At 42.0% G+C, this 22,834-nt stretch carries 21 protein-coding genes; 8 read left to right on the top strand and 13 right to left on the bottom strand.

The features are described from left to right. Positions 1-459 (bottom strand): amidase family protein (locus tag PWQ49_RS07980; RefSeq protein ID WP_300609728.1); only part of this gene is annotated, 459 nt, incomplete at its 3' end. 62 nt (positions 460-521) lie between these two features. On the opposite strand from PWQ49_RS07980, the gene PWQ49_RS07975 reads away from it, so the two are divergent. After that, positions 522-944 (top strand): nucleoside 2-deoxyribosyltransferase, encoded by a 423-nt coding sequence (locus tag PWQ49_RS07975; RefSeq protein ID WP_300609726.1) that lies wholly within the window; start codon positions 522-524, stop codon positions 942-944. A 7-nt stretch (positions 945-951) separates the two neighbouring features. Here the strand turns inward: PWQ49_RS07975 and PWQ49_RS07970 are convergent, their stop codons facing one another. The 4 genes from PWQ49_RS07970 to acs are packed head-to-tail and all read right to left on the bottom strand — an operon-like array spanning position 952 to position 6,067. After that, positions 952-1,545 (bottom strand): TIGR00296 family protein, encoded by a 594-nt coding sequence (locus tag PWQ49_RS07970; RefSeq protein WP_300609724.1) that lies wholly within the window; start codon positions 1,543-1,545, stop codon positions 952-954. Positions 1,546-1,559: 14 nt separating this feature from the next. Next, a complete protein-coding gene (pgk, locus tag PWQ49_RS07965; protein ID WP_300609722.1) occupies positions 1,560-2,804 on the bottom strand; it encodes a phosphoglycerate kinase in 1,245 nt (414 codons plus the stop codon). Between the two features lie 58 nt (positions 2,805-2,862). Beyond that, positions 2,863-3,939, bottom strand: a complete 1,077-nt coding sequence (locus tag PWQ49_RS07960) for a phosphotransacetylase family protein (RefSeq protein WP_300609720.1) — start codon at positions 3,937-3,939, stop codon at positions 2,863-2,865. 31 nt (positions 3,940-3,970) lie between these two features. Then, complete coding sequence (gene acs, locus PWQ49_RS07955) at positions 3,971-6,067, bottom strand: acetate--CoA ligase alpha subunit (protein ID WP_300609718.1); 2,097 nt, start codon at positions 6,065-6,067, stop codon at positions 3,971-3,973. Between the two features lie 114 nt (positions 6,068-6,181). Between acs and PWQ49_RS07950 the strand changes: the two genes are divergently transcribed. After that, on the top strand, positions 6,182-6,745 hold the full coding sequence (locus tag PWQ49_RS07950; protein WP_300609716.1) for a flavodoxin family protein: 564 nt from the start codon (positions 6,182-6,184) through the stop codon (positions 6,743-6,745). A 49-nt stretch (positions 6,746-6,794) separates the two neighbouring features. Next, positions 6,795-8,510, top strand: a complete 1,716-nt coding sequence (locus PWQ49_RS07945; RefSeq protein ID WP_300609714.1) for a chloride channel protein — start codon at positions 6,795-6,797, stop codon at positions 8,508-8,510. Positions 8,511-8,514: 4 nt separating this feature from the next. On the opposite strand, the gene PWQ49_RS07940 is transcribed toward PWQ49_RS07945, so the two are convergent. The 3 genes from PWQ49_RS07940 to cgi121 all read right to left on the bottom strand — a co-directional run bounded on the left by PWQ49_RS07940 (position 8,515) and on the right by cgi121 (position 11,670). After that, complete coding sequence (locus PWQ49_RS07940; RefSeq protein WP_300609712.1) at positions 8,515-9,792, bottom strand: tRNA (N(6)-L-threonylcarbamoyladenosine(37)-C(2))-methylthiotransferase; 1,278 nt, start codon at positions 9,790-9,792, stop codon at positions 8,515-8,517. A 28-nt stretch (positions 9,793-9,820) separates the two neighbouring features. Beyond that, the gene (gene glpX, locus PWQ49_RS07935; RefSeq protein ID WP_300609710.1) at positions 9,821-10,909 is read right to left on the bottom strand and encodes a class II fructose-bisphosphatase; all 1,089 of its coding nucleotides are present in this window, start codon (positions 10,907-10,909) and stop codon (positions 9,821-9,823) included. A 248-nt stretch (positions 10,910-11,157) separates the two neighbouring features. Then, positions 11,158-11,670 carry a KEOPS complex subunit Cgi121 gene (cgi121, locus tag PWQ49_RS07930; protein ID WP_300609709.1) on the bottom strand — a complete coding sequence of 171 codons (513 nt, stop codon included), beginning with the start codon at positions 11,668-11,670 and terminating at the stop codon, positions 11,158-11,160. A gap of 184 nt (positions 11,671-11,854) precedes the next feature. Here cgi121 and thrC point away from each other — a divergent pair, with 184 nt between their 5' ends. Both thrC and leuS read left to right on the top strand, forming a co-directional pair. Beyond that, positions 11,855-13,060, top strand: coding sequence for a threonine synthase (thrC, locus tag PWQ49_RS07925; protein ID WP_300609707.1), 1,206 nt, complete (start codon positions 11,855-11,857; stop codon positions 13,058-13,060). Positions 13,061-13,073: 13 nt separating this feature from the next. Beyond that, positions 13,074-15,956, top strand: a complete 2,883-nt coding sequence (leuS, locus tag PWQ49_RS07920; RefSeq protein WP_300609706.1) for a leucine--tRNA ligase — start codon at positions 13,074-13,076, stop codon at positions 15,954-15,956. Between the two features lie 18 nt (positions 15,957-15,974). On the opposite strand, the gene PWQ49_RS07915 is transcribed toward leuS, so the two are convergent. After that, on the bottom strand, positions 15,975-16,592 hold the full coding sequence (locus PWQ49_RS07915; protein WP_300609704.1) for a hypothetical protein: 618 nt from the start codon (positions 16,590-16,592) through the stop codon (positions 15,975-15,977). A gap of 142 nt (positions 16,593-16,734) precedes the next feature. Between PWQ49_RS07915 and PWQ49_RS07910 the strand changes: the two genes are divergently transcribed. Genes PWQ49_RS07910 through PWQ49_RS07900 form a run of 3 tightly spaced genes read left to right on the top strand, consistent with a single transcriptional unit; the run spans position 16,735 to position 18,566 of the window. Next, on the top strand, positions 16,735-17,244 hold the full coding sequence (locus PWQ49_RS07910) for an ArsR family transcriptional regulator (RefSeq protein WP_300609733.1): 510 nt from the start codon (positions 16,735-16,737) through the stop codon (positions 17,242-17,244). Further along, positions 17,241-18,029: a winged helix-turn-helix transcriptional regulator gene (locus tag PWQ49_RS07905; RefSeq protein ID WP_300609702.1), complete on the top strand. Its 789-nt coding sequence runs from the start codon at positions 17,241-17,243 to the stop codon at positions 18,027-18,029. Before PWQ49_RS07910 ends, PWQ49_RS07905 begins: the two co-directional genes overlap by 4 nt. Before the next feature lie 6 nt (positions 18,030-18,035). After that, entirely contained in the window at positions 18,036-18,566 is a 531-nt protein-coding gene (locus PWQ49_RS07900; RefSeq protein WP_300609700.1) for a metallophosphoesterase, read from the top strand. A gap of 270 nt (positions 18,567-18,836) precedes the next feature. On the opposite strand, the gene PWQ49_RS07895 is transcribed toward PWQ49_RS07900, so the two are convergent. The 4 genes from PWQ49_RS07895 to PWQ49_RS07880 form a co-directional block, all read right to left on the bottom strand. After that, positions 18,837-19,397 carry an RPA family protein gene (locus PWQ49_RS07895; protein WP_300609698.1) on the bottom strand — a complete coding sequence of 187 codons (561 nt, stop codon included), beginning with the start codon at positions 19,395-19,397 and terminating at the stop codon, positions 18,837-18,839. Further along, entirely contained in the window at positions 19,398-20,627 is a 1,230-nt protein-coding gene (locus tag PWQ49_RS07890; protein WP_300609696.1) for a replication protein A, read from the bottom strand. A gap of 105 nt (positions 20,628-20,732) precedes the next feature. Then, positions 20,733-22,541 carry a cation:proton antiporter gene (locus PWQ49_RS07885; RefSeq protein ID WP_300609731.1) on the bottom strand — a complete coding sequence of 603 codons (1,809 nt, stop codon included), beginning with the start codon at positions 22,539-22,541 and terminating at the stop codon, positions 20,733-20,735. A gap of 166 nt (positions 22,542-22,707) precedes the next feature. After that, positions 22,708-22,827, bottom strand: coding sequence for a hypothetical protein (locus PWQ49_RS07880; protein ID WP_300609730.1), 120 nt, complete (start codon positions 22,825-22,827; stop codon positions 22,708-22,710). Positions 22,828-22,834: the final 7 nt, after the last annotated feature.

The raw sequence follows: 22,834 nt of genomic DNA, 5'->3' as shown, positions 1-22,834 counted from the left end.
CGGAATTCCAGCAATATTAACCGGAACCGTATAAATATCACTCAAATACATCTCTAAAGGATTGCTGGTTTTTTCGCCAATCCCAAAAGCTGTAGTTGGTGAAGTTGGTGTTAAGAGTACATCACAATTTTTAAAGACTTCATCAAAATCAGTTTTGATCAGAGTCCGCACCTGCATAGCTTTTTTATAGTAGGCATCATAGTAACCGGAGCTTAAAGCGTAAGTTCCCAGCATAATTCGCCGTTTTACTTCGCTGCCAAAACCCTGACTTCTGGTTTTGCGATACAGATCCACCAGACCATCGAGGTTTTTGTGTACCGAAGACACCGGCTGTCCCGCAAACCTGCGGGATGTAGCCATGGTTACAGCCATACTTGGGTGATTGAGAAGAAGGCGCATTAACTCTCCCCCGGTATAACCGGAAGCTCCGATTATCGCTACATTAACCTTATTTTTCATAAACCCCATGTATTTCCCTACTACTAATTAAGGTTGTTATTAAATAAACGAGGTAATCGTATATGAAAGGACTCATCTATCTTGCAGGTCCCCTCTTCTCAGAAGCCGAACGGGAATTCAACATTAAGCTTGCAGGGATGTTAAAGAATGCAGGATATGAAGCGTTCCTGCCTCAGGAAGATTCTTCAGACAATTCTAAAAGCAGGGAAAAACTGGACAGTCGCGTCCTTTTCAGAAAAAATGTTTGTGGAATTGACAAATCAAACCTTGTTGTTGCCATTCTTGATGGGGGATGTGATGTTGATTCAGGAACTGCATGGGAAATCGGTTATGCATGGGCAAGAGGCATTCCTGTAGTTGGTCTGAGAACGGATTTCCGCACCCTTGGCATCGAAGGAACTGTTAATCTGATGATCGAAGAATGTGCTATGGGGATCTACAAAAGTGTTGAAGATCTCCTCGCATTCCTTGATCAAAAAGAATAAGATGGTATCAGAACTTCTTTTCCACAACTTCACCGCCAGGTGATTCTTCCGAAAAAATCTGTCCTTCAAACCAGTACACTTCAGCACCTGTAAGCCATGCATCCGGTGGTAAACCTGCCTTGATGCATGTATGGCTGAGAAAATCTACCGCATCAAATTTATTTTCAGGTGCTACCTGCGGGAGGAGCAAACCCTGATATATCCCCTGTTTTACAATGAGGCCATGTCTTCCGATCTCAATTAGCTGGGGCAGTTTCTGCGGAGGAGCATTAATCTTTTCCGGGGGGGTTAGAATGGAAACTTCGATTGTTATGGAAGACAATTCATCTAAGGTTACTGGCGGAAAACGCGGATCACGGGTTGCTGCCGAAATCGCAGAATCAACCAATGCGTACTGAAGAATGGAATCCGGATATGGATGACCTATACATCCCCTTAAATTTCCGTTTTTGTTAAGAGTCACAAAAACGCCTCTAAACTCATTAAAAGTTGGTGGAAGTTTTTCGTCCTTGGGATTCAGTCGCTTTCCGGTCTTAAGATATTCTTCAATTGTTTTCCTTGCAAGTGCTATTGCAAGCTCACCTTCTTTTGCATTCAGCATGAAAAACTCCTCAATTATTTAGTTTTCCTATATGATTGTGCAGCCGTGTAAAGAGCCTCAATTGCCGGCAATTTGTCTCCGGCAAGATAACTAATACATGAACCACCGCCGGTGCTAATGTGTGAGAAGCTATTTTCAAACCCCATTTCACGGACTTCGGCAGAAATGTGTCCACCACCGGCAACTGAATAATCTGCTTTGGTTGCAGCTTTGATTATTTCATAGGTTCCCAATTCAAAACCCTGAAGTTCCGAAACTCCTGCAGGACCGTTGAGAACTACGGTTTTTGCAGAACTTATCTCAGATGAGTAAGCTACAATTGTTTCCAAACCAATATCGTTTATTGGTAGATCGAAATCTGCAACATCTTCGACACGGACTTCTACACGTTTGCCACCATCATTTAGTGCGACGTCCATTGGCATCCCGATTTTGCCATTAAATCTATCAAGCAGACCCTTTGCCACTTCAATTTGATCCGCATGACCCTGAGATCTAATGAAATCCATGTTTCGTTTGCCAATATCCACACCGGATGCTGCTAGCATTACATTAGCGACAACTCCCGTGACCAGAACCCTGTCCGCTCCGCCATTGGAAAGGACGTTTTCAGCTACCTTCATGGAATCGTCTACTTTTGCCCCACCCAATACAAATATACAGGGATTTCCACCTCGTTTGATACCTCTGTCCAACGCTTCGATTTCTTTCTCAACCAACCTTCCGGCACCACTTGGAACCACGGTGGTAAAACCCATAAGAGAAAGATGGGAACGATGTGATACAGCAAAGGCATCGTTGAGGAATATATCAATATGCGGCAGGAGGTTTCTTACCATGTGAGTATTTGAGTGTTCTTCTGCAGATCTTGAGATTGTTTCTTCGGAATAGAATCGCACATTTTCAAGTAATATAACATCCCCTTTTTCCATGGAATCTATTTTTGATCGTGCATGGCTCCCAAAAATATCATCTACATACTCCACATGTTTGCCAAGGTAATAGGACAGCTTTTCGGAATGAGGCTTCATGGTAGTGAAATCGCTTTTTCCCGGTCTACTCTGATGAGCAAGAAGAACAACTTTAGCATTGGAAAGATCCTTAATTGTTGGGATGTGACTGACGATACGCATGTCTTCCAGTATATTTCCATAAGGATCCATAGGTGTATTGATATCCACCCTTACAAGAACAGTTTTATCGTCAACATCAAAATTATCAATCGTGAGATATTCTTTTGTTGTCACGGTATTCATCACCAATACAAACCAATTATGATATCCTTTATGAGGCTAAAATCTACGTGTATCTATATAGTTATTCCTCTCTGATATCCATAGTGGAAATTATGGCATCTATGTCTACGTTATCTTCAATTAGTTCCACGATTCTTGATAGTTTTGCATTCTGGCCGATCCGGATATGACCAATCAAAGATTCCATCCTTTCGATGGTTGACATGGTGTCTTCTCTTACAAGAACAATTGGGACTCCTGCTTCGTCAGCACTTCCAAGTACAGCTTCACTTGGTCGGAGATTCCCCGTAAGTACCAGTGCTTTCACGCCTGCTTCGATAGCTGCCATCTGTAAATCAGAGCGGTCCCCTCCTGTTATAACCACACTGTTTGGAGTACGCCTGAAATACTTTATTGCGGAATTTACTTCCATTGCACCCACAAGGTAATGGTCAACTAATTTCCCCAAATTCTCTGTTCCTGAAAGGACGTCACCATGAAGGTTTTCCACTATCTCTGAGATTGATACCGAGCGCAAAGTCCTATCTTTAGGGATTATCCCATGAACTTTAATTTCTTTGCGTTTCAGGAAGGGAACAACCTGTTCACGAACCTGTTTTAGATCGTTTTCCTCCACTTCATTCAGGATTACGCCGGCAAGCATCTGGGAATCGGGAATAAGTTTTATGTCACAGAGAATCCGGTCTATTGCCTGTATCGAATCGTAGCGGGTAACCAAGAGAATTCTGGTATGCAGAATTGAAGCAACATGTGGATCGGATAGGTTATACATAATGCCACCACCTATGCCGCCACTGCCTTCGATTAAAATCGCATCTTTTCCTTCTGCAATCTGAGAATAGGCATGAAGGATCCTTTCCTCAAGGTGCCCATCTTCATCATGAAGTGCATCTTCGATTAGGTTTTCTGTCAGTATTACAGGAGTTATATAATGGCGATCATCCGCAAGACCCAGAATCTGGAGAGCTTGTTCTGAATCCTCATCTGAAAGTGTGCCATCTACCTCCACAAGTAAATTCCCGACTGGTTTCATGTACCCGACTGAAAAACCTCTCTTTTTGAGAATTACAGCAAGCCCTATACACAGCGAACTTTTTCCGGAATACTGTTCAGAAGAACTTATAAGAATCGAACCCATTGGTTACCCTCCGCTAAATTATCGAAATGTTTCATATATCAGCCCTCTTGCTCTCAATTGTTCCGCGCATGTCCATGGCAACACAGCCTTCACCCTCTGGCAATACCATGAGAGGATTAATCTCAAATTCAAGCAATTCGGGATTTTCATATACAAGCTGGGATACACGGCATAATACATCCGCTACTGACTCAATATCATACGGGCGCTCGCCCCGAACACCTGTTAGTAAAGGATATGTTTTGATGGAGGCTATCATAGAATGGGCTTCTTTTTTGCTGAGTGGAGCAAGACGGAATGCAACGTCCTTTAGCACTTCCACATAGGTTCCTCCCAATCCGAACATAAGCAGCGGCCCAAACTGGACGTCACGGTTCATGCCAATGATAACTTCAATACCCCCACTGATCATCTTCTGCACCTGAACACCTTGAATCCTTGCAGAAGGCATGTACCGTCGAGTATTTGATATCATGGTGTAGTAAGCACGTTCCACTTCTCCGGCATCTTTCAGGTTAAGACGAACTCCTCCAACATCTGTTTTATGAGAGATATCAGGGGACATGATTTTCATTACCACTGGATATCCTATTTTTTCTGCCTGCTTAGCTGCCTCTTTTGCATTGGATGCCGATGCGGTAGGTACTACCGGAATACCGTAGGAGCGCAAGAGATCAAATGATTCAAGACCAAGTAGTCTCCTGTTTTCCCGTGATGCACGATTAAACACATTGGAAACTGCCGATCTGTCTACATCTAATGTTTGTGGTTTGTCATAAACATGGTTCCTGATATCTCTATAATCACAAAGAGCTCGCATACTGGAAACTGCTTTTTCAGGGAATTGGTAGCCCGGATAACCGCTATTGTCAAGGATTGATAATCCCTGCCTTACGCGCGTTCCTCCCACAAAACTGCACAAAAGTGGTTTTTCAGGAGATAAATCGGCAATCGTTTTTGCGATGCTTTCCACATCAGTCATCGCCTGAGGCGATGTCAGGACAATAACACCGTGTACATTAGGGTCTGAGATTACCACCTTTAGGGCATAACCATAAAGCTCCGCAGATGCATCTCCCAGAACATCCACCGGATTATAAAGGCTGGCTGCATCAGGTAATTTTTCCCGCAATTTCTCAATGGTTTCTTCCTCAAAAGAGGCAAGAGATAGTCCTTCGGTAAGACAGGCATCTGCCGCAAGTATCCCGAGTCCTCCGGCATTGGTCAGGATGGCAATATTGCGCCCGGTTGGCAAAGGCTGAGACGAAAAAGCACGCATATAATCAAACATTTCTTCCATGGAAGTTGCTCGCAGAACACCGCTGCTTGAAAATGCCGCATTATAAGCCTGATCCGAACCGGCCAGTGTACCTGTGTGGGATGAAACCGCTCGCGAACCTGCCGAAGTCCTGCCTGATTTTACCACTATCACCGGTTTTTTTAATGATACGTCCCTGGCAATTTTCACGAATTCAGGACCGTTTTTTACACCTTCAAGGTATGCTGCAATAACTTTTGTATCGGGATTTTCGGCAAATTCAAGGAGAAAATCATTTTCATCAAGATCTGCCTTGTTGCCGAGGCTCACAAACCTTGAAAAACCAACACCTCTCTCTTCCGCCCAATCAAGGGCTGAAGTGCATATTGCACCTGACTGTGACATAAGGGCAATATTTCCCGGCTTTGCCATTGATGCGGCGAAAGTGGCATTTAACCCTGCAAGAGGATTGATGATTCCAAGACAATTGGGTCCTACCATTTTCATACCGTACCTGCTTGCGATTTCAACACATTGTCTTTCAAGCCTAGAACCCTCAATCCCTGCCTCCTTGAAACCTGCTGAAATTACAACAACAAAACTAACCCCTGCTTTTCCACAACTTTCCATCACAGACGGAACTATTTTCGCAGGAACGACAATCACTGCTAAATCTACTCTTTCTGGAATGGCATCTATTGAAGGATAAGACCGTAGATTACAAATTTCAGATACCGATGGGTTTACCGGATATATTTTCCCTCCGAAATCAAGCATAAGATTCTCCAATACCACACGACCCACTTTTCCCTTTGTGCGAGATGCACCGATGACCGCTACTGATGCGGGATTAAAAAGTTTATTAAGCATGAGCATACCCATGTGTATAGTCTATTAAGTAGACGTTTCAATAATAAATAAATTAGTAGGCCAAAACCCAAAAGCTAATAATGAGATAAACTGTATGCAGATGCAGGTGATTTTATGAAAGTACTTGGAATATCTGGTAGCCCTAAATCAGGTGGTAACACCGAAAACATGATCGAAGAAGCCTTGAAAATTGCGCAAGAAAGGGGATTTGAAACGGATCACGTATACATTTCTGAAAACAACATTAAACCCTGTACAGCATGTGGCAGATGTTATGATAATGATGAATGTAGCATTAAGGATGATATGACAGATGTCTATGACAAGCTTGTGGAGGCCAACGCTATCATTGTTGCATCCCCTGTTTATTTTGGCAGCCCCACCGCCCAACTCAAAGCCCTCTTAGATAGGAGTGTATTGCACAGGCGCCACAATTTCAGGCTTGCAAACAAAATAGGAGCTGCAATGGCAGTAGGCGGTTCAAGAAATGGCGGTCAGGAAAAGACAATACAGGTGATACATGATTGGATGCACATACACGGCATGATCGTTGTAGGGGATGGCGGGCACTTCGGAGGTATTACCCGTAAGCCATCCGCAGATGACAACGAGGGTATGAAAACCGTCATAGACACTGCAAATAAGGTTTGTGATGTGCTTGATTTGATGAAAAAATGAAGCATAACCTTTTTCAGAATACCGATATTCATGCAAAGAGAGACCTGCATTGTACAAACTGAAAGAAATAATTATCCAAAGATTTTATACAGAAGGAATTGTTTCAAATTCCCTTGCAATACTTGTAGGTATACTTACAGGAATTGTCTTTGTTTTTTATGAGCAGGCTACTTTTTTTGCAACCAGGTTTTTTTTCGGGAAAAACTGGGGAATTTCATGGTATGTTATCGTGCTTCCGGCTTTTGGTGGCCTATTGATTGGATTATTATCCCACCGGCTAAGTAACAAAAGATGTGGTATTCCTGATGTAATTGAAGCAACTGCACTGCATGGAGGAAAAATCCCTGCAATAAATGCCTTTTACGAAGTATTCCTGTCAATAATCTCAATCAGCACGGGAGGATCTGTCGGGAAAGAAGCACCTGGAGTTCTTGCCGGCACGGGGGTCGGTTCATCTGTAGCAGGATTCCTGAAAAGCCCCGATAATCGTTTTAGGACTTTGATATCCTGCGGGGCTTCAGGCGGTATCGCTGCTGCCTTTAATGCCCCTCTTGCAGGTGTTGTTTTTGTAGTGGAAGTAATAATCGGGAAACTGGAATCAAAGACCTTTATTCCTGTAGTTCTCTCAGCAGTATTTGCAGCGCTGGTATCAACCATTGTATTCAAGGCAAATCCCATTCAGGTATCATATTATGGGCTTGTAGACCCACTTCTGGAATTAGTCCTCTATGTTATATTGGGTGCTTTTGCAGGAATTGTGTCGGTAATCCTCATCAAAACAACGTATTTTAGCCATGATATTTTTCAAAAGATGCCAACTCATCCAATACTAAAACCGGCAATTGGTGGATTGGGAGTTGGATTTATCGGGTATTCATACCCACAGGTTTTCGGAATCGGATACGCGACAATAACATCAGCACTGGAAGGAGAACTGGTAATCACCCTGTTAATATATCTATTGATCCTTAAAATCATCGCTTTTTCATTAACTGTGGGGTCTGGAGGTTCTGGTGGTGCTATTGTGCCATCTCTTTTTGTGGGCTCAATGATGGGTGGAGCATTTGGGATTATAGTTAACGTTTTATTCCCTGCATCCACTGCACCTTCAGGAGCTTATGCACTTGTAGGTATGGGAGCGGTTTTTGCAGGTACTGCACATGCACCCTTAACTGCAATGTTGATCCTTTTTGAACTTACACGGGACTACAACCTGATTCTCCCCCTTATGGCAGCATGCGTGATTAGCAAAACTATATCATCTTCTCTGCAAGGAGATTCGATATTTACCGAAACGCTGCGAAGAAGAGGGCATTCGATAAGGGATGGTACTGAGATTAACGTAATGGAAGCCATGAAAGTCAGCGACAATATGGTAAAAGATGTGCTTACGCTAAATGAAAACGACACTGCAGCGGATCTTCTCAGGCTTATGCAAAAAAGCAAGCATGCAGGATTTCCTGTATTGAACCAGAACGGGCAGCTTGTCGGAATAGTTACACTTCATGATATGCGAGATAAAGTACCACATGGTGAACTTGGGAAATTAATCAAGACTATAGCTACAAAAGACGTTGTAACAGCATATCCGGACGAGTCACTTGATGTGGTTCTCAAAAGACTTGCCGCCCGGGACATTGGCAGGTTGCCTGTAGTATCAAGAGGTAAACCAGATAAATTACTGGGTATTATAACAAGAAGCGATATTGTAAAATCATATAACCGGGAAATAATTGCTAGAAATCAACAAAACAAACCGAAATAAACCTTTAGCAAACCCTACCTATAAAATATCCGGGCGTGACATCTGTAATTTCTATGGTTAGCCTTTGCCCCTCAGTGATCCCTTCTTCCTGTGGTATCACAACCGGATGATAGGCGTCCGTACGGGTCATGAATCCTTTCACTTTTGCTTTCTTGGAAACGAATACTTCTCCTTTCCAGCCAACCTTTTTTTTCTTGGATTCGAGTTTGATGGAATCACATAGTTTATGAAGCCGACCTGACCTTTCCACGACTATTCTTGAATCAATGTTGCGGAAATTCCATGCAATGGTGTGCGGTCGAGGAGTGTAGCGGGAAATATTCACTTTGTCCGGTCGGATTTGTTTTACCCACTCCTCAGTTAACGCAGCATCCTTATCGGATTCTCCTGGAAATCCCACAATGATATCCGTAAAAATGGTGCTTTCCGGGAATGTTTCCCTGAAGCGTCTGATTATCCGGTTTGCGTCTTCAATTGTGTGACGGCGGTTCATCTTCCGGAGAATCATGTTGGAAGCAGACTGGATTGGAAGATGAAGCAGTTTGTAGATTTTGGGATCTGAGAATGCTTCTATAAGTTCTTCCAGAATCGGATTTACCGAAGATGGGTTCATCATTCCCACGCGAATCCGGAAATCCCCTTCTAGTGCAGAAATCCTTTTCAGCAGTTCTCCTATGTTTGTTCCAATATCATTTCCGTACTGTGCAGCATCCTGTGATGTTAACCATATTTCCCTGCATCCTTCCGTGATAGCCTGTCGGATATCTTCCACAATTGCATTCGGTTCAAAGGATTTCAGGGGACCTCTTGCAAGTGTTACGATGCAGTAGGAACAGCTATTGTCACAACCCTGCGAAATCTGGCAGATGTGAATGGATGAATGGAAGCGCTTGCGAGGGACATTCAAAAAGTCTTCAGGTACTGATGTTAAAATTCTTAATCTTTTATCCCCGGATTCAATGCGCTCAAGTGCCATACAGACATCAGCAATAGAGTTAATACCCAAGACATGTACATCGGAATTTGTTTCAAGAATATCTTCCAGTTGCACCTGAGGCATGCAGCCAGTCACTAATACCTCTTTACCTTCTATACCCCATTGCCTGATTTTATGGAGAATTTTCTGCTCGGTGGCATATTTCACAGTACAGGTGTTGCAGACTACAACTTCAGCATCTGCTTCAAGTGTCAGAGAATGACCCTTCTCAAGAATCCGGGCTGCCATTATTTCGGATGAAGACTGATTGGCCGCACATCCAAAGGTTGCAAGATATACTTTCACTTAAATGCTCACTCCGTGAGAATGAAACTTACAAACGCAGTGGGGTTTCCTCTTTGTCAGCAATGTAGACAGTATCCGTGAACTTGACGACACCAGAACTTCCCATTGAGATACTGTGAACTCTTGCATCACCCTTGCCGAAAAGATTGGCGCCTTTTAGAAAATGACCGTTGGTTACACCGGTTGCAGCAAAGATGACATCTTTACCCGGAACCAATTTTTCGGTATCCAGTATGTCATTGAGATTTTCCTCGGTGATTCCCATTTTTCTCAAGCGAGGCATTATTTCCTTATATTCCTTATCAATGTCTTCCTGTGATTTGCCATTGGCAACCTTGGGGAGAACCAGACGGGCAAGAATCTTGCCCCCAAGAATTTTGATGGCTGCTGCAGTGAGAACTGCTTCTCCAGAGCCACCCGCTCCCATTACAACATGTATACCTGAACCCCTGATGGCTGTGGCAACACCCGGCATAAGGTCGCCGTCTGAAACAAGATTCACGCGGGCACCGGCCTTGCGAATTTCTTCTATCTTCTCCTTGTGGCGTTCCCTGTCAAGAATTACAACTACAAGCTCATCGATACTGCGATCAAGTGCACGTGCTACTATCTCAAGATTCTGTTTGACAGGTGCGTCCAGATCTATTTGCTCATCGGGATGCTCACGTTCATATTTAACAACCTCTGGACCCACTACAATCTTATCCATGTACACATCCGGACCGTGGAAGAGACCTCCGGGCTCAGCCATTGCCATAACAGAGATGGAACCTGGGATACCATCTGCTGTCAAATTGGTGCCTTCAAGAGGATCAACTGCGATATCGACTTCAATATCACTTTTCCCGGTGCCTACTTCTTCCCCAATATAGAGCATGGGAGCTTCATCACGCTCCCCCTCCCCTATTTTGATAACGCCTTTAATGTCAAGACAATTAAGCATCCTCCTCATGGCTGCCACTGAAACTTGATCCGCATAGTTCTTGTCACCACGTCCTATCTGGTGTGCAGCCGCAATGGCTGCAGCCTCGGTTACATGTATAAGGTGAGGAAGAACTTCATTTTCAATAGGTCCTGCGTTTTTTATCATGTTTTCTGCTGTCTTGGGGTGGGGCATGATATCATCTCAATTATTTCTTATGCGGTAATAATGTGGGATAAGTTAAGTTTTTCCGTTGGTGGAATCAGATAAATAAAATGTCATTCTAAATGGAAGAAAATAATGAAGATGCGAAATCTGCAGCCTGAGCCATTATTTTTGTTGAAGACTATTTGTTGTTAACATGAAAAATAAGATATCAATGAAATAGTTAGGAAGATAGGTTCTCCTAACAAAAAAAACGAAGTTTATCTATCTCAGATTCATCACTTCAACACGTCAACCAATGCAACTCTCTCAAGCACAAGGTCCGGCAGTTTTTCGTATCCTACAGCAATAATTTCAGCTTCCTGAATCCCGAAATGTTCCATCAGGATGGCTTTTTTATCCGGTCTGAATTCTAGCACCGGTGATATTTCAATTAATTCACGAAGCATACCAGATGTTCGGGAAACTGCTTCTTCCAGCTCACCCAGAACCACAAAAACCACATGGTTCTCTCCTTCTGAAAGCCCCAGCGAGAATGCTTCCCCTATCTGGCGTTTCCCTGAAGCATATCTCATTATCTCAACCCCAAGATCACGGGCTACATTTTGCTGTTCCTCAAAAGCCCGCATTGCTTTGCGCATTGCCAGATCAATATGAGACATTCCCACAAGCTTGCTTGCATCCATTGCCTGGATTATAACTTCATTTGAGGTTGCAAGGGAATGAATCTCATTCAGGAACTCCTGCAAATCGTCTACAAAAACAATACCTTCTACGATCTCCCTCTTCATGACAAAACCAACTGATTATTGCCTGAATGATAAACATAACGGTAAAAACATGGAAGAAAGGACATGCCTGACAGGAAACTGCACAAATAGCTTTAATAATGAGTACATACTAGAACGGAATAAGTTCGGAGATTCTGTTATCTATATTAGTTGCTTATAAGCCCATCAGGTCAGGAGAACTGTGATGAACTATCTGAAATGTATCGAGTGCGGAAAGGAATACCCTAACACTGAAGTACTCTATACATGTGAATGCGGAGGGTTGCTTGATGTTATTTATGACTACTCCCGAATAGATTTTACGCTTGATGACCTGAAAGGTATCCCCCTGTCTGTCTGGAAATACAGGAAACTCTTGCCATTTGAGGGAGAAGCTACATCACTTCAGGAAGGCGGCACACCGCTTTACAAATGTGACAGGCTTGCCAAAAAGATTGGAATCAAGGAGCTATACGTCAAGCATGAAGGAATGAATCCTACTGGCTCTTTCAAGGACAGGGGTATGACAGGCGGAGTAACAAAAGCCCTTGAGCTTGGAATGAAGACTCTTGCATGTGCTTCCACCGGAAACACTGCCGCAGCAATATCAACATACAGTGCAAAAGCAGGCGTTCCTGCAGTAATCCTGCTTCCGGAAGGCAAAGTCGCACTCGGAAAACTTGGGCAGGCACTTATTCACGGTGCAAAGGTCATCAGCATAAAAGGTAACTTTGATGATGCGCTTCGGCTTGTAAAACAACTCTGCTACGAGGAGGGATTTTATCTTCTCAATTCCCTCAACCCATACAGGCTCGAGGGACAAAAGACAATTGCTTTTGAAATGGTGGAACAAATGAATATGCGAGTTCCGGACAGGGTGCTTGTGCCCATGGGTAACGCAGGGAACATTACAGCCATCCACAAGGGTTTCAAGGAATTCATGAAAGTTGGCATTACAGAAAAAGTACCTAAAATGATTGGAATCCAGCCCGAGGGAGTTTGTCCCATAGTCAAAGCGTTCCGCGCCGGAACGGATGAAATTATTCCAGAGAAAAATCCAGAGACAATTGCTACAGCTATCAGAATAGGTAATCCTGTAAACGCCAAAAAAGCACTAAGAGCTATTTCTGAATCAGAAGGGATGGCTGAAAGTGTTACCGACGAAGAAATAATCGAGGCACAGAAAGAGCTTGCACAACTTGAAGGGATCGGTGTTGAACCTGCAAGCGCTACATCCATAGCCGGTTTAAAAAAGCTGGTTAAAAATGGAATTATTGGAACTGATGAAACTATTACATGTATTACTACCGGACATCTCCTGAAAGACCCTGAAGAGGTGATTTCGGTATCTTCCAAATCAATCGTGGTTGATGCTGCTGTGGAAGATATAAGGAGAGTCCTTTACAAATAACAGAGGGAAATTTATGGAAGATTATAACCCGCAGAAAGTTGAGGAAAAATGGCAAAAAATATGGTCTGAAAAGAGGTTTTTCGAACCTGAACCTGATGACCGGGAGAAATATTTCATTACCATACCATACCCGTACTTAAATGGGAACCTCCACGCGGGTCATACACGCACATTCACAATCGGTGACGTTGTGGCAAGATACAAGCGAATGCAGGGTTACAATGTCCTCTATCCCATGGGTTTCCACGTAACTGGTACCCCAATCGTCGGTCTTGCAGAACTTATTCAAAACAGGGATCCCCAGACAATGGAAGTCTACTCAAAGTTCCACCGGATTCCGGAAGACATACTTCCCACACTTGACGATCCACAGAAAATTGTGGATTATTTCAGCGTTGAATCTGAGAAAGCAATGCGTTCAATCGGTTATTCCATAGACTGGAGACGCAAATTCACAACCACAGATGATCCATATAAAAAATTCATAGAGTGGCAATACAACCTGCTATATGAGAAAAATCTCATTGTGAAAGGTTCACATCCGGTTAAATGGTGCCCCAATGATAATAATCCAGTTGAGGACCATGACATCCTTAAAGGCGAGGATGCAACCATCGTTGATTATAGCTTAATCAAATTTTCCTATAATGGAATCATTCTGCCCTGTGCAACCCTTCGTCCTGAAACTACATTCGGTGTGACAAATCTCTGGATCAATCCTGATGTCGAATATGTAAAAGCAAGGGTAAAAAGAGATGACCTTGATGAAATTTGGGTAGTCAGTAAAGACGCTTATTTCAAACTTACTTTCACTGACAGGGAAGTCGAATTAATTGGAGAGGTGGATGCAAAAGATTTCATTGGAATCAAAGTAACTAATCCGCTCACAAAAGATAATGTCATAACCCTCCCGGCATCATTTGTCAGGGGAGACAACGGAAGCGGCATTGTCATGAGTGTTCCTGCACATGCTCCATATGATTACCTGGCGTTAAAAGACCTTTACGATGCTGATCTATCTGAATACGGGATAACTGAAGACCTAAGAGACATAAAACTTATTTCACTCATACAAGTCCCTGAATTTGGAGAGTTCCCCGCCATTGAAGCTGTAGAAGAATTTGGTGTGGTGGATCAGAATGATCCAAAAGCAGAAGATGCTACCAAAGTGGTGTACCGCAGAGAATTCCATGGCGGTGTCCTGAAAGAGAACACCGGGAAGTACTCGGGAATGCCTGTTTCAAAGATAAAGAATGTCCTGACAAGAGATCTGGTTAGTGAGGGTGTCGGAGAAATATTCTATGAATTTAGCGAGCCTGTAATTTGCCGCTGTGGTACACCGTGTGTTGTAAACATGGTGAAAGGACAGTGGTTCCTTAACTACTCGAATCCTACTTGGAAAGATAAGGTTTATCGATGCATTGAAAAAATGGATATAATCCCCGAAGAGCTCAGGGTTGAGTTCAACAACAAAGTTGACTGGCTTAAGGACAAAGCCTGTGCCAGGAAAAAAGGTCTTGGAACAAGGTTGCCTTTTGATCAGGACTGGCTTATCGAATCCCTTGGTGATTCCACTATCTACATGTCATATTATATTATTGCAAAGTTCCTTGCAAATGGCATAACCAGTGAGCAGCTTGTCCCCGAACTTTTCGATTATGTATTGCTTGGCAAGGGATCTGTTGCAGATGTGGCTGAGAAAAGTGGAATTGATACCGCTACAATAGAGGAAATGAGAAAAGATTTTGAGTATTGGTATCCTGTAGATCTCAGGTCTTCAGGAAAGGATCTTATTCCAAACCACCTGTTGTTTTTCCTTTTCCATCATGTTGCCATATTTGAGGAGGACAAATGGCCTCGCTCAATTGCTATCAATGGATTCGTATCTCTTGAAGGCCAGAAGATGAGCAAATCGAAGGGTCCACTTCTGACCCTCAGGGAAGCTGTTGAAAAATACGGAGCGGACATTACCAGAATGTATATTCTCTCAACTGCCGAACAGACACAGGATGCGGACTGGAAGAATGAAGGTGTTGAGACAGCACGACGCCAGATAGACAGGTTCTACAGTTTTGTAAAAGACGTAATCGAATCCGGTGTTTGCCCAACTGATGCAAATGATTACACTACAGTTGACAGGTGGATGCTGAGCCGCCTCCAGTACCGCATACAGCAAACCAACGAGGCACTGAAAAGTATTCGTACAAGACAGGCATTGCAGAATGCATTCTTCCTGCTGCTCAATGATGTCAAGTGGTACCAGCGCAGGGGCGGCAAAAATATGTACTGCATCCTTGATACATGGGTTAGATTGATGGCGCCGTTTACACCCCACCTTTGCGAAGAAATATGGGCTGAGATGGGCCACGATGTCGATGATCCGATATCCCTTGCACCATATCCAGAGTATGACGAGTCTCTTGTGGATAACAATGCGGAAGCCGCTGAAGAGCTCATAGATAGCACACTTTCTGACGTAGAGGAAATTATAAAAGTTACCGGCATCAGTCCTTCAAGAGTTATACTTTATACTGCAGCCGCCTGGAAGACAGAAGCTTTCAACAAGGCACTTGCAATGCATGCCGAAGGAAAACTGAACCCAGGAGTGCTTATTAAGGAACTCATGAAGAATCCTGAAATGAAACGTTATGGAAAAGAGATCCCGAAATTTGTAAAGAAGCTTGTTGAGGATATCAAAGCCATGAACGATGAAAAGTTCAGGATAATGTCAGGATTTACTCTTACAGAAAAAGAAGTCTTTGATGAAGCAAATGGATTCTTTGAAAAGGAATTGGGATGCAAGCTGGAAGTCTTCAATGAAGGAGATAATCCATATGACCCCGAGAACAAGGCACGGTTTGCAATACCTTTTAGACCTGCAATTTACATCGAATGAAGGAAGCAATTCTTTCATTCATGAATAATTTTCAATTGATACCTGTTTGCTTTTTGGAAGTAGTCCGCGAAGATCCAGTGCTTCTTTTGAAACATCAACCAATACAGAAAATGAATCCGAAAGCAATTTTTCATTCTCGCCGTTGAGTTCATATGCCGGATCTGATTCTGGAATCTCAATTCTTGTAATTAATTTACGCAAACTTTTAGAATGCGATTCAGAAATCTGTTTTACAGGAATTGAAGGTTGATACATTGCTGCTTTAATTAGCTTCTCGGTAATTCCAAGAAGCTTAAGTTCTTCCTTGAAAACAGGTCTTGCTAAAATCTTTGAACTAACATAAATAGCCACATAGAAACGATCGTGTGGTTCAATCTGCTGGAGAGCTTTTTCAAAAACCGAATAGAAATGTTTTTCGTCCTTTGTTTGCTCTTCCAGAAGCTTGTAGGTCTTCGAAGGAGGAACTTCAATTTCGTCAAGCTTTCCTACATCACGAAGAGCCCTGAGATACCCCGTAATTACAAGACGGTGCTCCTCAATATCCATTTTTTTTAGATCTCTGGTGATACGACTGATGGATAATTGCTTGCCACCTTCAAGAAGCTGGAGGATAGTGTCACAAAGAGTTACGGGCATATTACTTTAATTGAGAACAGAAATGAATAAACTTATCGGTAATTAGTTGATTGAAAGGTTTATTAACATTAAAACCAATTATTCTAAGCAAATTGGGAAAGCTCATTCTTAAATCCATGATAGTTAAAACCGAGGTATGATGATGCCAAGGCGTACCCGAATAATAAATGACCCTTCAGAACTAGTCCCCCTCCTTCAAACATTCCAGTCAAAGGAACATAAAGATGTGTTCAACGCATTGACTACCGAATGGTTAACAAAAACCCAGCTTGATGAAGCCATGGGTTTTGATGTTGAAGAGAGTTTGAATATATTGAAACGATCTGGTTTGCTGGAAATCCAGTGGCGAATGCCCAAACCAGGAGAAACTCCTGAAAAAGAATATCATTCATCTTACTCTAAAGCACAGGCAAACTTTCAGTGTTCATTTGAAGACCTTAGTGAAATAATAACCTTGGCATTTACTCCTTATGAGGATATCAAGGATCTGATTAAAGAGCTTGAATGCGAAGTTGAAAATGGCAATCATTCTATGAGTTCACTAACAAGATCTCTTAACAAGAGTGCCCTATATATAAAATCGCTTGCAAGACGTTCTGACAGGTTGACAGTCATGGGTCAAAGGCTCAAAATGAATGAGGAAGATAAATGATTGAAATTCTGCAAAGTAAAAGTGATATCACTAAATTCCAGATACTTATTGAAGTTGCCGCTCACCAGCCAAATGTGAGGCAAAAGGAAATTGCCGAAAAAATCGGAGTAACTCCACAGGCAGTTTCCGAGTACATTAAAGATCTCACTGCTGAAGGATATATTTACTCTGATGGAAGAGTAAGATACAGGATAACTAAAAAAGGTGTTGAATGGGTTCTGGAAAATGCTTCCGATATGAAGAAATATGCTAATTTTGTTATGAGTGATATCATCAGTCATGTCTCTACATGGACAGCTATTGCAGATGAAAAACTAGAAAAGGGAGATGAAGTATTTCTTCACATGAGAAAAGGTCTTCTCTACGTCAGTAAAACCGATGAAGTAGAAGCAAGAGGCATTACTATCTCAGCAGTTGACAAGGGAGAAGACGTTGGTGTGACAAACCTTACTGGGATGATAGACCTTAAGATATCTGCTATAACAGTTTGTAAAATCCCACGCAGCGAAAGAAATGGATCACGTAATGTCGATCTCAAACGCCTTAAAACTCTTACAGAATCCAAAGATTATATTGGTGCAATTGGAGTAGAATCCCTTATATCGTTGCGTAAGATAGGTGTTGAACCTGATGTTCGCTTCGGTGCAAAGGAATCGATTGTAGAAGCAGCTTACCATGGAGTTTCATCTATTATTGTTGCAATTGATGAAGAAATTCCACCAATTATGAGCCGTCTGGAAATGGAAAATCTCGAGTATGAGCTTGTGGATCTTAGTCTCCATTGAGGAATCATGAAAATACTTGCACTTTCAGATACGCATCTGAAGTCTGGCAATATTCCCGATTGTCTGAGTGACGCCATAAAAAATCATGACATCGTAGTCCATGCTGGCGATTTTGATTCTTTTGAAGCATATAAAGTATTTGAAAGCAGCGGAAAATTAAAGGCTGTATATGGAAATACCGACCCCTATGAAGTTAAAAAGTTGCTTCCCAATACCCTCAAATTCGAGGTTGATGGGATCAAGATCGGAGTCGTCCATGAAGGAGCTCTTTCTATAAATAATACAACTGCCCTCAGGTACAAAGCTCTTGAGATGGGTGTTGACATCCTGATTTTTGGTCATATACATCATCCGGTATATGAAAAAAATGACATAATACTCCTATGTCCGGGTTCACCTACGCGGCCAAGGATGTCGGATCCTATGATCGCGGAAATAAACATTGAATGCGGAAAAGTGGAAGTTAAGTTTGTAGAAGTTGAAGGTAGCAGTTGTGAATATGTTGCATTTTCACGAAACCTTGAACATGAGAAATGAAAATCACTATCATGCCTTCACATCTGATGAGTTTCTAGTATGAACATCATATTCATGACCTTCGTGACTAAGAATGTTGCTTTATCACAGAATTTCATAATCTCATCAGCTCAATAATACCCCAATAAAAAACGTAGTAATAATTAGCTGAAACTGGTTCAAGCCCAAATGGGACATGTTATTCTTATCCAATCAAATCCTTATGCCCTTAATTTAGGCATCTATTTGAAAATAAATGGGATATGGAACACATATCCCTCATTACAAAACTCAGGTTTTAAGGATTTTTAATGCTTCCAAAACCATGTTAGAATAATATTTGGCATCAGTATTATAATGTTCTTTTGCCCTGCTAATGTATTCGTCATTACTGTCAAGAGACCTAATACGTTTTATGGTATGGAGTGCAGCATCAAGAATCCATAGATCGCGAGTTTGTTCATCAACAATATTGATGGATTCCGGTCGGATTGAAGTCAGGACATCACCATCTGGCGTTGTAAAAGTACTTGGTTTCCCTACAACTGAAACAAATGCTGGAGTTTCGCATTCCGCAAGAATATGGGCGGCATCCGGCTGGTATTGGCCTGCATAAATCAGGAAAGAACCCGTTGGATCTGCAACCCTGCCTCTCCAATATTCATTTTCCATTCCTATGTTTTCTGTTTCAAGCAGTGTTCCCACAAGGAATAGACGATTTACTTTAGCTCCTGTAGGGGTAAGCAAATACTGGGGTGAATAAATATCATCTCCGTCTCTGAAGGACAAATCTGAATTGCGGAATTCCTGTGCAAAAACTCTTTTGGAAACTTCACGTGTATAACCTGCCATTTACTCCACCTCCAGCTCATCGATAAGTTCATCTACAATCGACATGTCAAGCTCCGAAACTTTTTTGACAGTATCCGCCAACAAATATCTTTCTGTGGGAGAACCTTCAACATTGTAATACTTACCTATAAGTTCAGCTCTCATGCGTGTTAAGACGACACTCTGATCAAGTTCATCTGCTGCGAGACTTATAGCTTCTTCCAGACTTAAGCCAATCAGTTGCTCGGACAATTCCCTTCCGATTAGCACATCCTGAATACGATTACCATCATCAAGTATCGCCTTGATTCGCATATCATAGTTGCCTTCCACTTTGCCGTGCTCCACACAGGCGCCCTTTGTAAGAGCCCGGTTACACTCTGGGCAGCGTTTGATCAAACCGGATCCCTCCTGAATGCCTACCATTGCACCTGTGAAAGAACTAGGTCTGATTTCAATGTCCTCTGCAAGAGGTTCAATGCTGCTGGTACGGTTAAGCCCAACCTCAAAACGCCCGTTCCACTCGCTGACAACAAGGTTGTTAAAACGATAGGATTTACCTTCCTCAAGATCAGGAAGATCATCACGTGCCCATTTTATGAACTTCACGCTGCCAGTTTCATCTCCAATAAGACCTACCTGAGATATGGATTCATTTGTGTTGTCCCATATCTGAAGAACTCTGGCAGAGATATTCACCCATTGCCCTGCTTCACTGATATCCCCAATCTTAACATCAGCTGTTGGAGAGGAGGAAGAAACTACTACATCTTCTGAAATTGCTTTAATAGTCGTAGTTTTATTAAGAGTTATTTCAAAGCGCCCATTCCACTCATTGGTAACAACATTGTTTAGAATATATGATTTCCCTTCTTCAAGGTCAGGAAGTGCATCACGTGCCCATTTAATAAATTTCACACTACCGGTCTCATCTCCAATAAGACCAACCTGAGAAATGGACTCATTAGTATTATCCCACAACTGGAGAACTTTTACACGAAGATTTAACCATTGACCTGAACTGGTGATGTCTCCGATATGGGATTTTTCTGCGGTTTGTTTCTTGAAAAGTTGATCTTTTTCCACTCCATATTCCTTTGAAAAATAATTAATAACAGTTCTGCGTGCCTCGCCTTCCGGCACTTTGAATTTCGTAAGCAGTTTATCCAGACGCTCTTCAATTTGTTCAGCAGGAATCGAAATTCCAAGCTGCTCAAAACTCTCCTGAATTTCCTTAACAATTCTTTCCATACTAATACCTCAGACCTCCAGTTTTTACCATTTTAGGGAGGTAAAAGGTAGTATGTGTTTGGAGGATATATACCTACTTAAAGCATCCTGAAAGTAATATTAGTTTTATTTTTCAAACAAATCTGCAACCCGTTGAGCTGAATCGCCTTCACCAATGACGGTAACAATGTCGCCGTATTCAAGAACGATGTTACCATTGGCAATGAAAGATTTGTCGCCCCTCATGACCATTAGAAGAAGACTATTCTCAGGGAGTTTGAGTTCTTTTATGGCTTTACCTGAAACCTCCGGATTACTTACATGTACCTCAAGAATATCCGCCCCTTCGCCTACTTCACACATAGAGAACATATGCGGCCTTCCTACCATGTTATCCAGCACAAGAGCTGTTGTCATGGCAGGGCTCATGGAGCGTATGCCGAGGTCCCAAAAAGCGTGGAGATTTTCTATATTGTTAACCCTAGCAACAATTTGATCTTCCTTTAACCCAAATTTCGTTTTTGCAATCTGGCACACAAGCAGGTTTGTATTATCTTGGTCAGTTGTTGCAACAACATATTTGGCATTTTCAATGCCTGCTTCTTTCAGAACTTTAACATCCTCTGCATCACCATGAATTGCCCTGATATTGGATTTCATCAATTTTGTACAGTTTTCCTCAGAGGAATCAATTACAATAACGTTTTCTCCCCTCTTTTCAAACCTTTCAGCAAGAATTGTTCCTACTTCTCCTCCACCTACAACAAGAATCTCCATTGGAATTACTCCTAAGAATTTTGCGACGTATTTTGTAAGTAAACCAGTCATTAATACTGTAATAATGATGGTAATAAAGATCATTCCCACTAGCGCATTGCCGCCTTCCATACCCAATTCATTGAGTCTCGCTGCAAAATATGTTGCAATTGAAGCCGGAACTATTCCCCGGGGCCCTACAAATGATATAAACAGTTTTTCCCTGGTATTGAACGAACCGAATGATGTAGAAATAAAAACCATTATTGGTCTGATCACAAATATCAGTAAAAGGACAACAATTAAACCTGCAAGACCGATCTGCATGATGTATTCAAACTTGAGAAATGATGCCAAAAGAATGAAAATTATAGACAGCATCATTAGTACAAGATCAGCTTTGAATTCTTTTAGTGTAGACTTATGAGGAACATTGGAAGAACCCACAATGATTCCGAAAATGGCAACTGCCAGGATACCTGATTCATTACCCAAAGATTCCGCAATTACATATGTTGCAATTACCATTGCAAAGGTCAGTAAACGGACAGTTTGTTCTGAAAGGAAAGTCTGTGAAAGTAATTTTTTTAGAATAATACCACTGATGACACCAATCGCAATTCCAAGGGATATTCGATAAGCAAAGAAACCTATCAATTCAATTCCAGATAGTTGAGAGGTGACCCACTCAAAGGCCAGTGCTGCAACTATCACACTTGCAGCATCATTGAGTACACCTTCCACTTCCAGTACTTTGCTCACCTTATGACTAACACGAACGTGCCTTACAAGCGGGGTTATCACAGTAGGACCTGTTGCAGTCACAAGTGCACCAAATAGGAGAGCAATTTCAAAGGGCAGATCTGCCACGACCATGCTTGCAAATGTAGCAAGTATAAATGTAATCAGAACTCCCACAGTTACCATGCGTATAATACATTTTTGAATTGTCCTGACGTGCCGGACATCAATATTTAATCCTCCGTCAAAAACAATTACTGAGACACAAAGGGAAACTATAGCTGTGAGACCATCTCCCAAAACTGTAGGATCAATTATTCCAAGCACTTCAGGACCTGCAATAATTCCTTCAAACAATAGGAAAATCAGTAACGGGACTTTTAACCAATTGCTGAGAGTAAGAGCAATGAGCGCCATCAATATTACTGCGAGGGCCATTTGCAATAAATATAGGGAATCCACTAAAATTCTCCATCCAATAATGCTATTCTATTACAAATAGTGCTCGCCGTATATATTATTTATTAATATATGAAGACAAAAGCGATAATGAAAATAAAAAAGAAAAATGCTGCCTGCTTTTCAGCAGGCAAATACATTGTAGTTACTGGGTAATATCCCTGAATTTCTGGCAACTGTTGATTTCGATGTCGAGAACTTTCTCGATGTTCATCTTTGCAGCAATACCCTTTGCACATCCTGGTACAGAGGTAATTACACCGATGTCAAGT

This window comes from Methanohalophilus sp., assembly GCF_030156785.1.
Classification (GTDB): Archaea; Halobacteriota; Methanosarcinia; order Methanosarcinales; family Methanosarcinaceae; genus Methanohalophilus.
Note: the sequence above shows the minus strand (reverse complement) of the source record. Positions and strands in the feature narration are given on the sequence as shown.

What these genes read in the sequence shown, in the direction of transcription:
- leuS (WP_300609706.1), top strand. Translation starts at nt 13,074, where the DNA reads ATGGAAGATTATAACCCGCAGAAAGTTGAGGAAAAATGGCAAAAAATA.
- PWQ49_RS07975 (WP_300609726.1), top strand. Translation starts at nt 522, where the DNA reads ATGAAAGGACTCATCTATCTTGCAGGTCCCCTCTTCTCAGAAGCCGAA.
- PWQ49_RS07915 (WP_300609704.1), bottom strand. Translation starts at nt 16,592, where the DNA reads ATGCCCGTAACTCTTTGTGACACTATCCTCCAGCTTCTTGAAGGTGGC.
- PWQ49_RS07970 (WP_300609724.1), bottom strand. Translation starts at nt 1,545, where the DNA reads ATGCTGAATGCAAAAGAAGGTGAGCTTGCAATAGCACTTGCAAGGAAA.
- cgi121 (WP_300609709.1), bottom strand. Translation starts at nt 11,670, where the DNA reads ATGAAGAGGGAGATCGTAGAAGGTATTGTTTTTGTAGACGATTTGCAG.
- acs (WP_300609718.1), bottom strand. Translation starts at nt 6,067, where the DNA reads ATGCTTAATAAACTTTTTAATCCCGCATCAGTAGCGGTCATCGGTGCA.
- PWQ49_RS07950 (WP_300609716.1), top strand. Translation starts at nt 6,182, where the DNA reads ATGAAAGTACTTGGAATATCTGGTAGCCCTAAATCAGGTGGTAACACC.
- PWQ49_RS07895 (WP_300609698.1), bottom strand. Translation starts at nt 19,397, where the DNA reads ATGGCAGGTTATACACGTGAAGTTTCCAAAAGAGTTTTTGCACAGGAA.
- PWQ49_RS07890 (WP_300609696.1), bottom strand. Translation starts at nt 20,627, where the DNA reads ATGGAAAGAATTGTTAAGGAAATTCAGGAGAGTTTTGAGCAGCTTGGA.
- PWQ49_RS07960 (WP_300609720.1), bottom strand. Translation starts at nt 3,939, where the DNA reads ATGGGTTCGATTCTTATAAGTTCTTCTGAACAGTATTCCGGAAAAAGT.
- PWQ49_RS07885 (WP_300609731.1), bottom strand. Translation starts at nt 22,541, where the DNA reads ATGGCCCTCGCAGTAATATTGATGGCGCTCATTGCTCTTACTCTCAGC.
- thrC (WP_300609707.1), top strand. Translation starts at nt 11,855, where the DNA reads ATGAACTATCTGAAATGTATCGAGTGCGGAAAGGAATACCCTAACACT.
- PWQ49_RS07900 (WP_300609700.1), top strand. Translation starts at nt 18,036, where the DNA reads ATGAAAATACTTGCACTTTCAGATACGCATCTGAAGTCTGGCAATATT.
- glpX (WP_300609710.1), bottom strand. Translation starts at nt 10,909, where the DNA reads ATGCCCCACCCCAAGACAGCAGAAAACATGATAAAAAACGCAGGACCT.
- PWQ49_RS07905 (WP_300609702.1), top strand. Translation starts at nt 17,241, where the DNA reads ATGATTGAAATTCTGCAAAGTAAAAGTGATATCACTAAATTCCAGATA.
- PWQ49_RS07910 (WP_300609733.1), top strand. Translation starts at nt 16,735, where the DNA reads ATGCCAAGGCGTACCCGAATAATAAATGACCCTTCAGAACTAGTCCCC.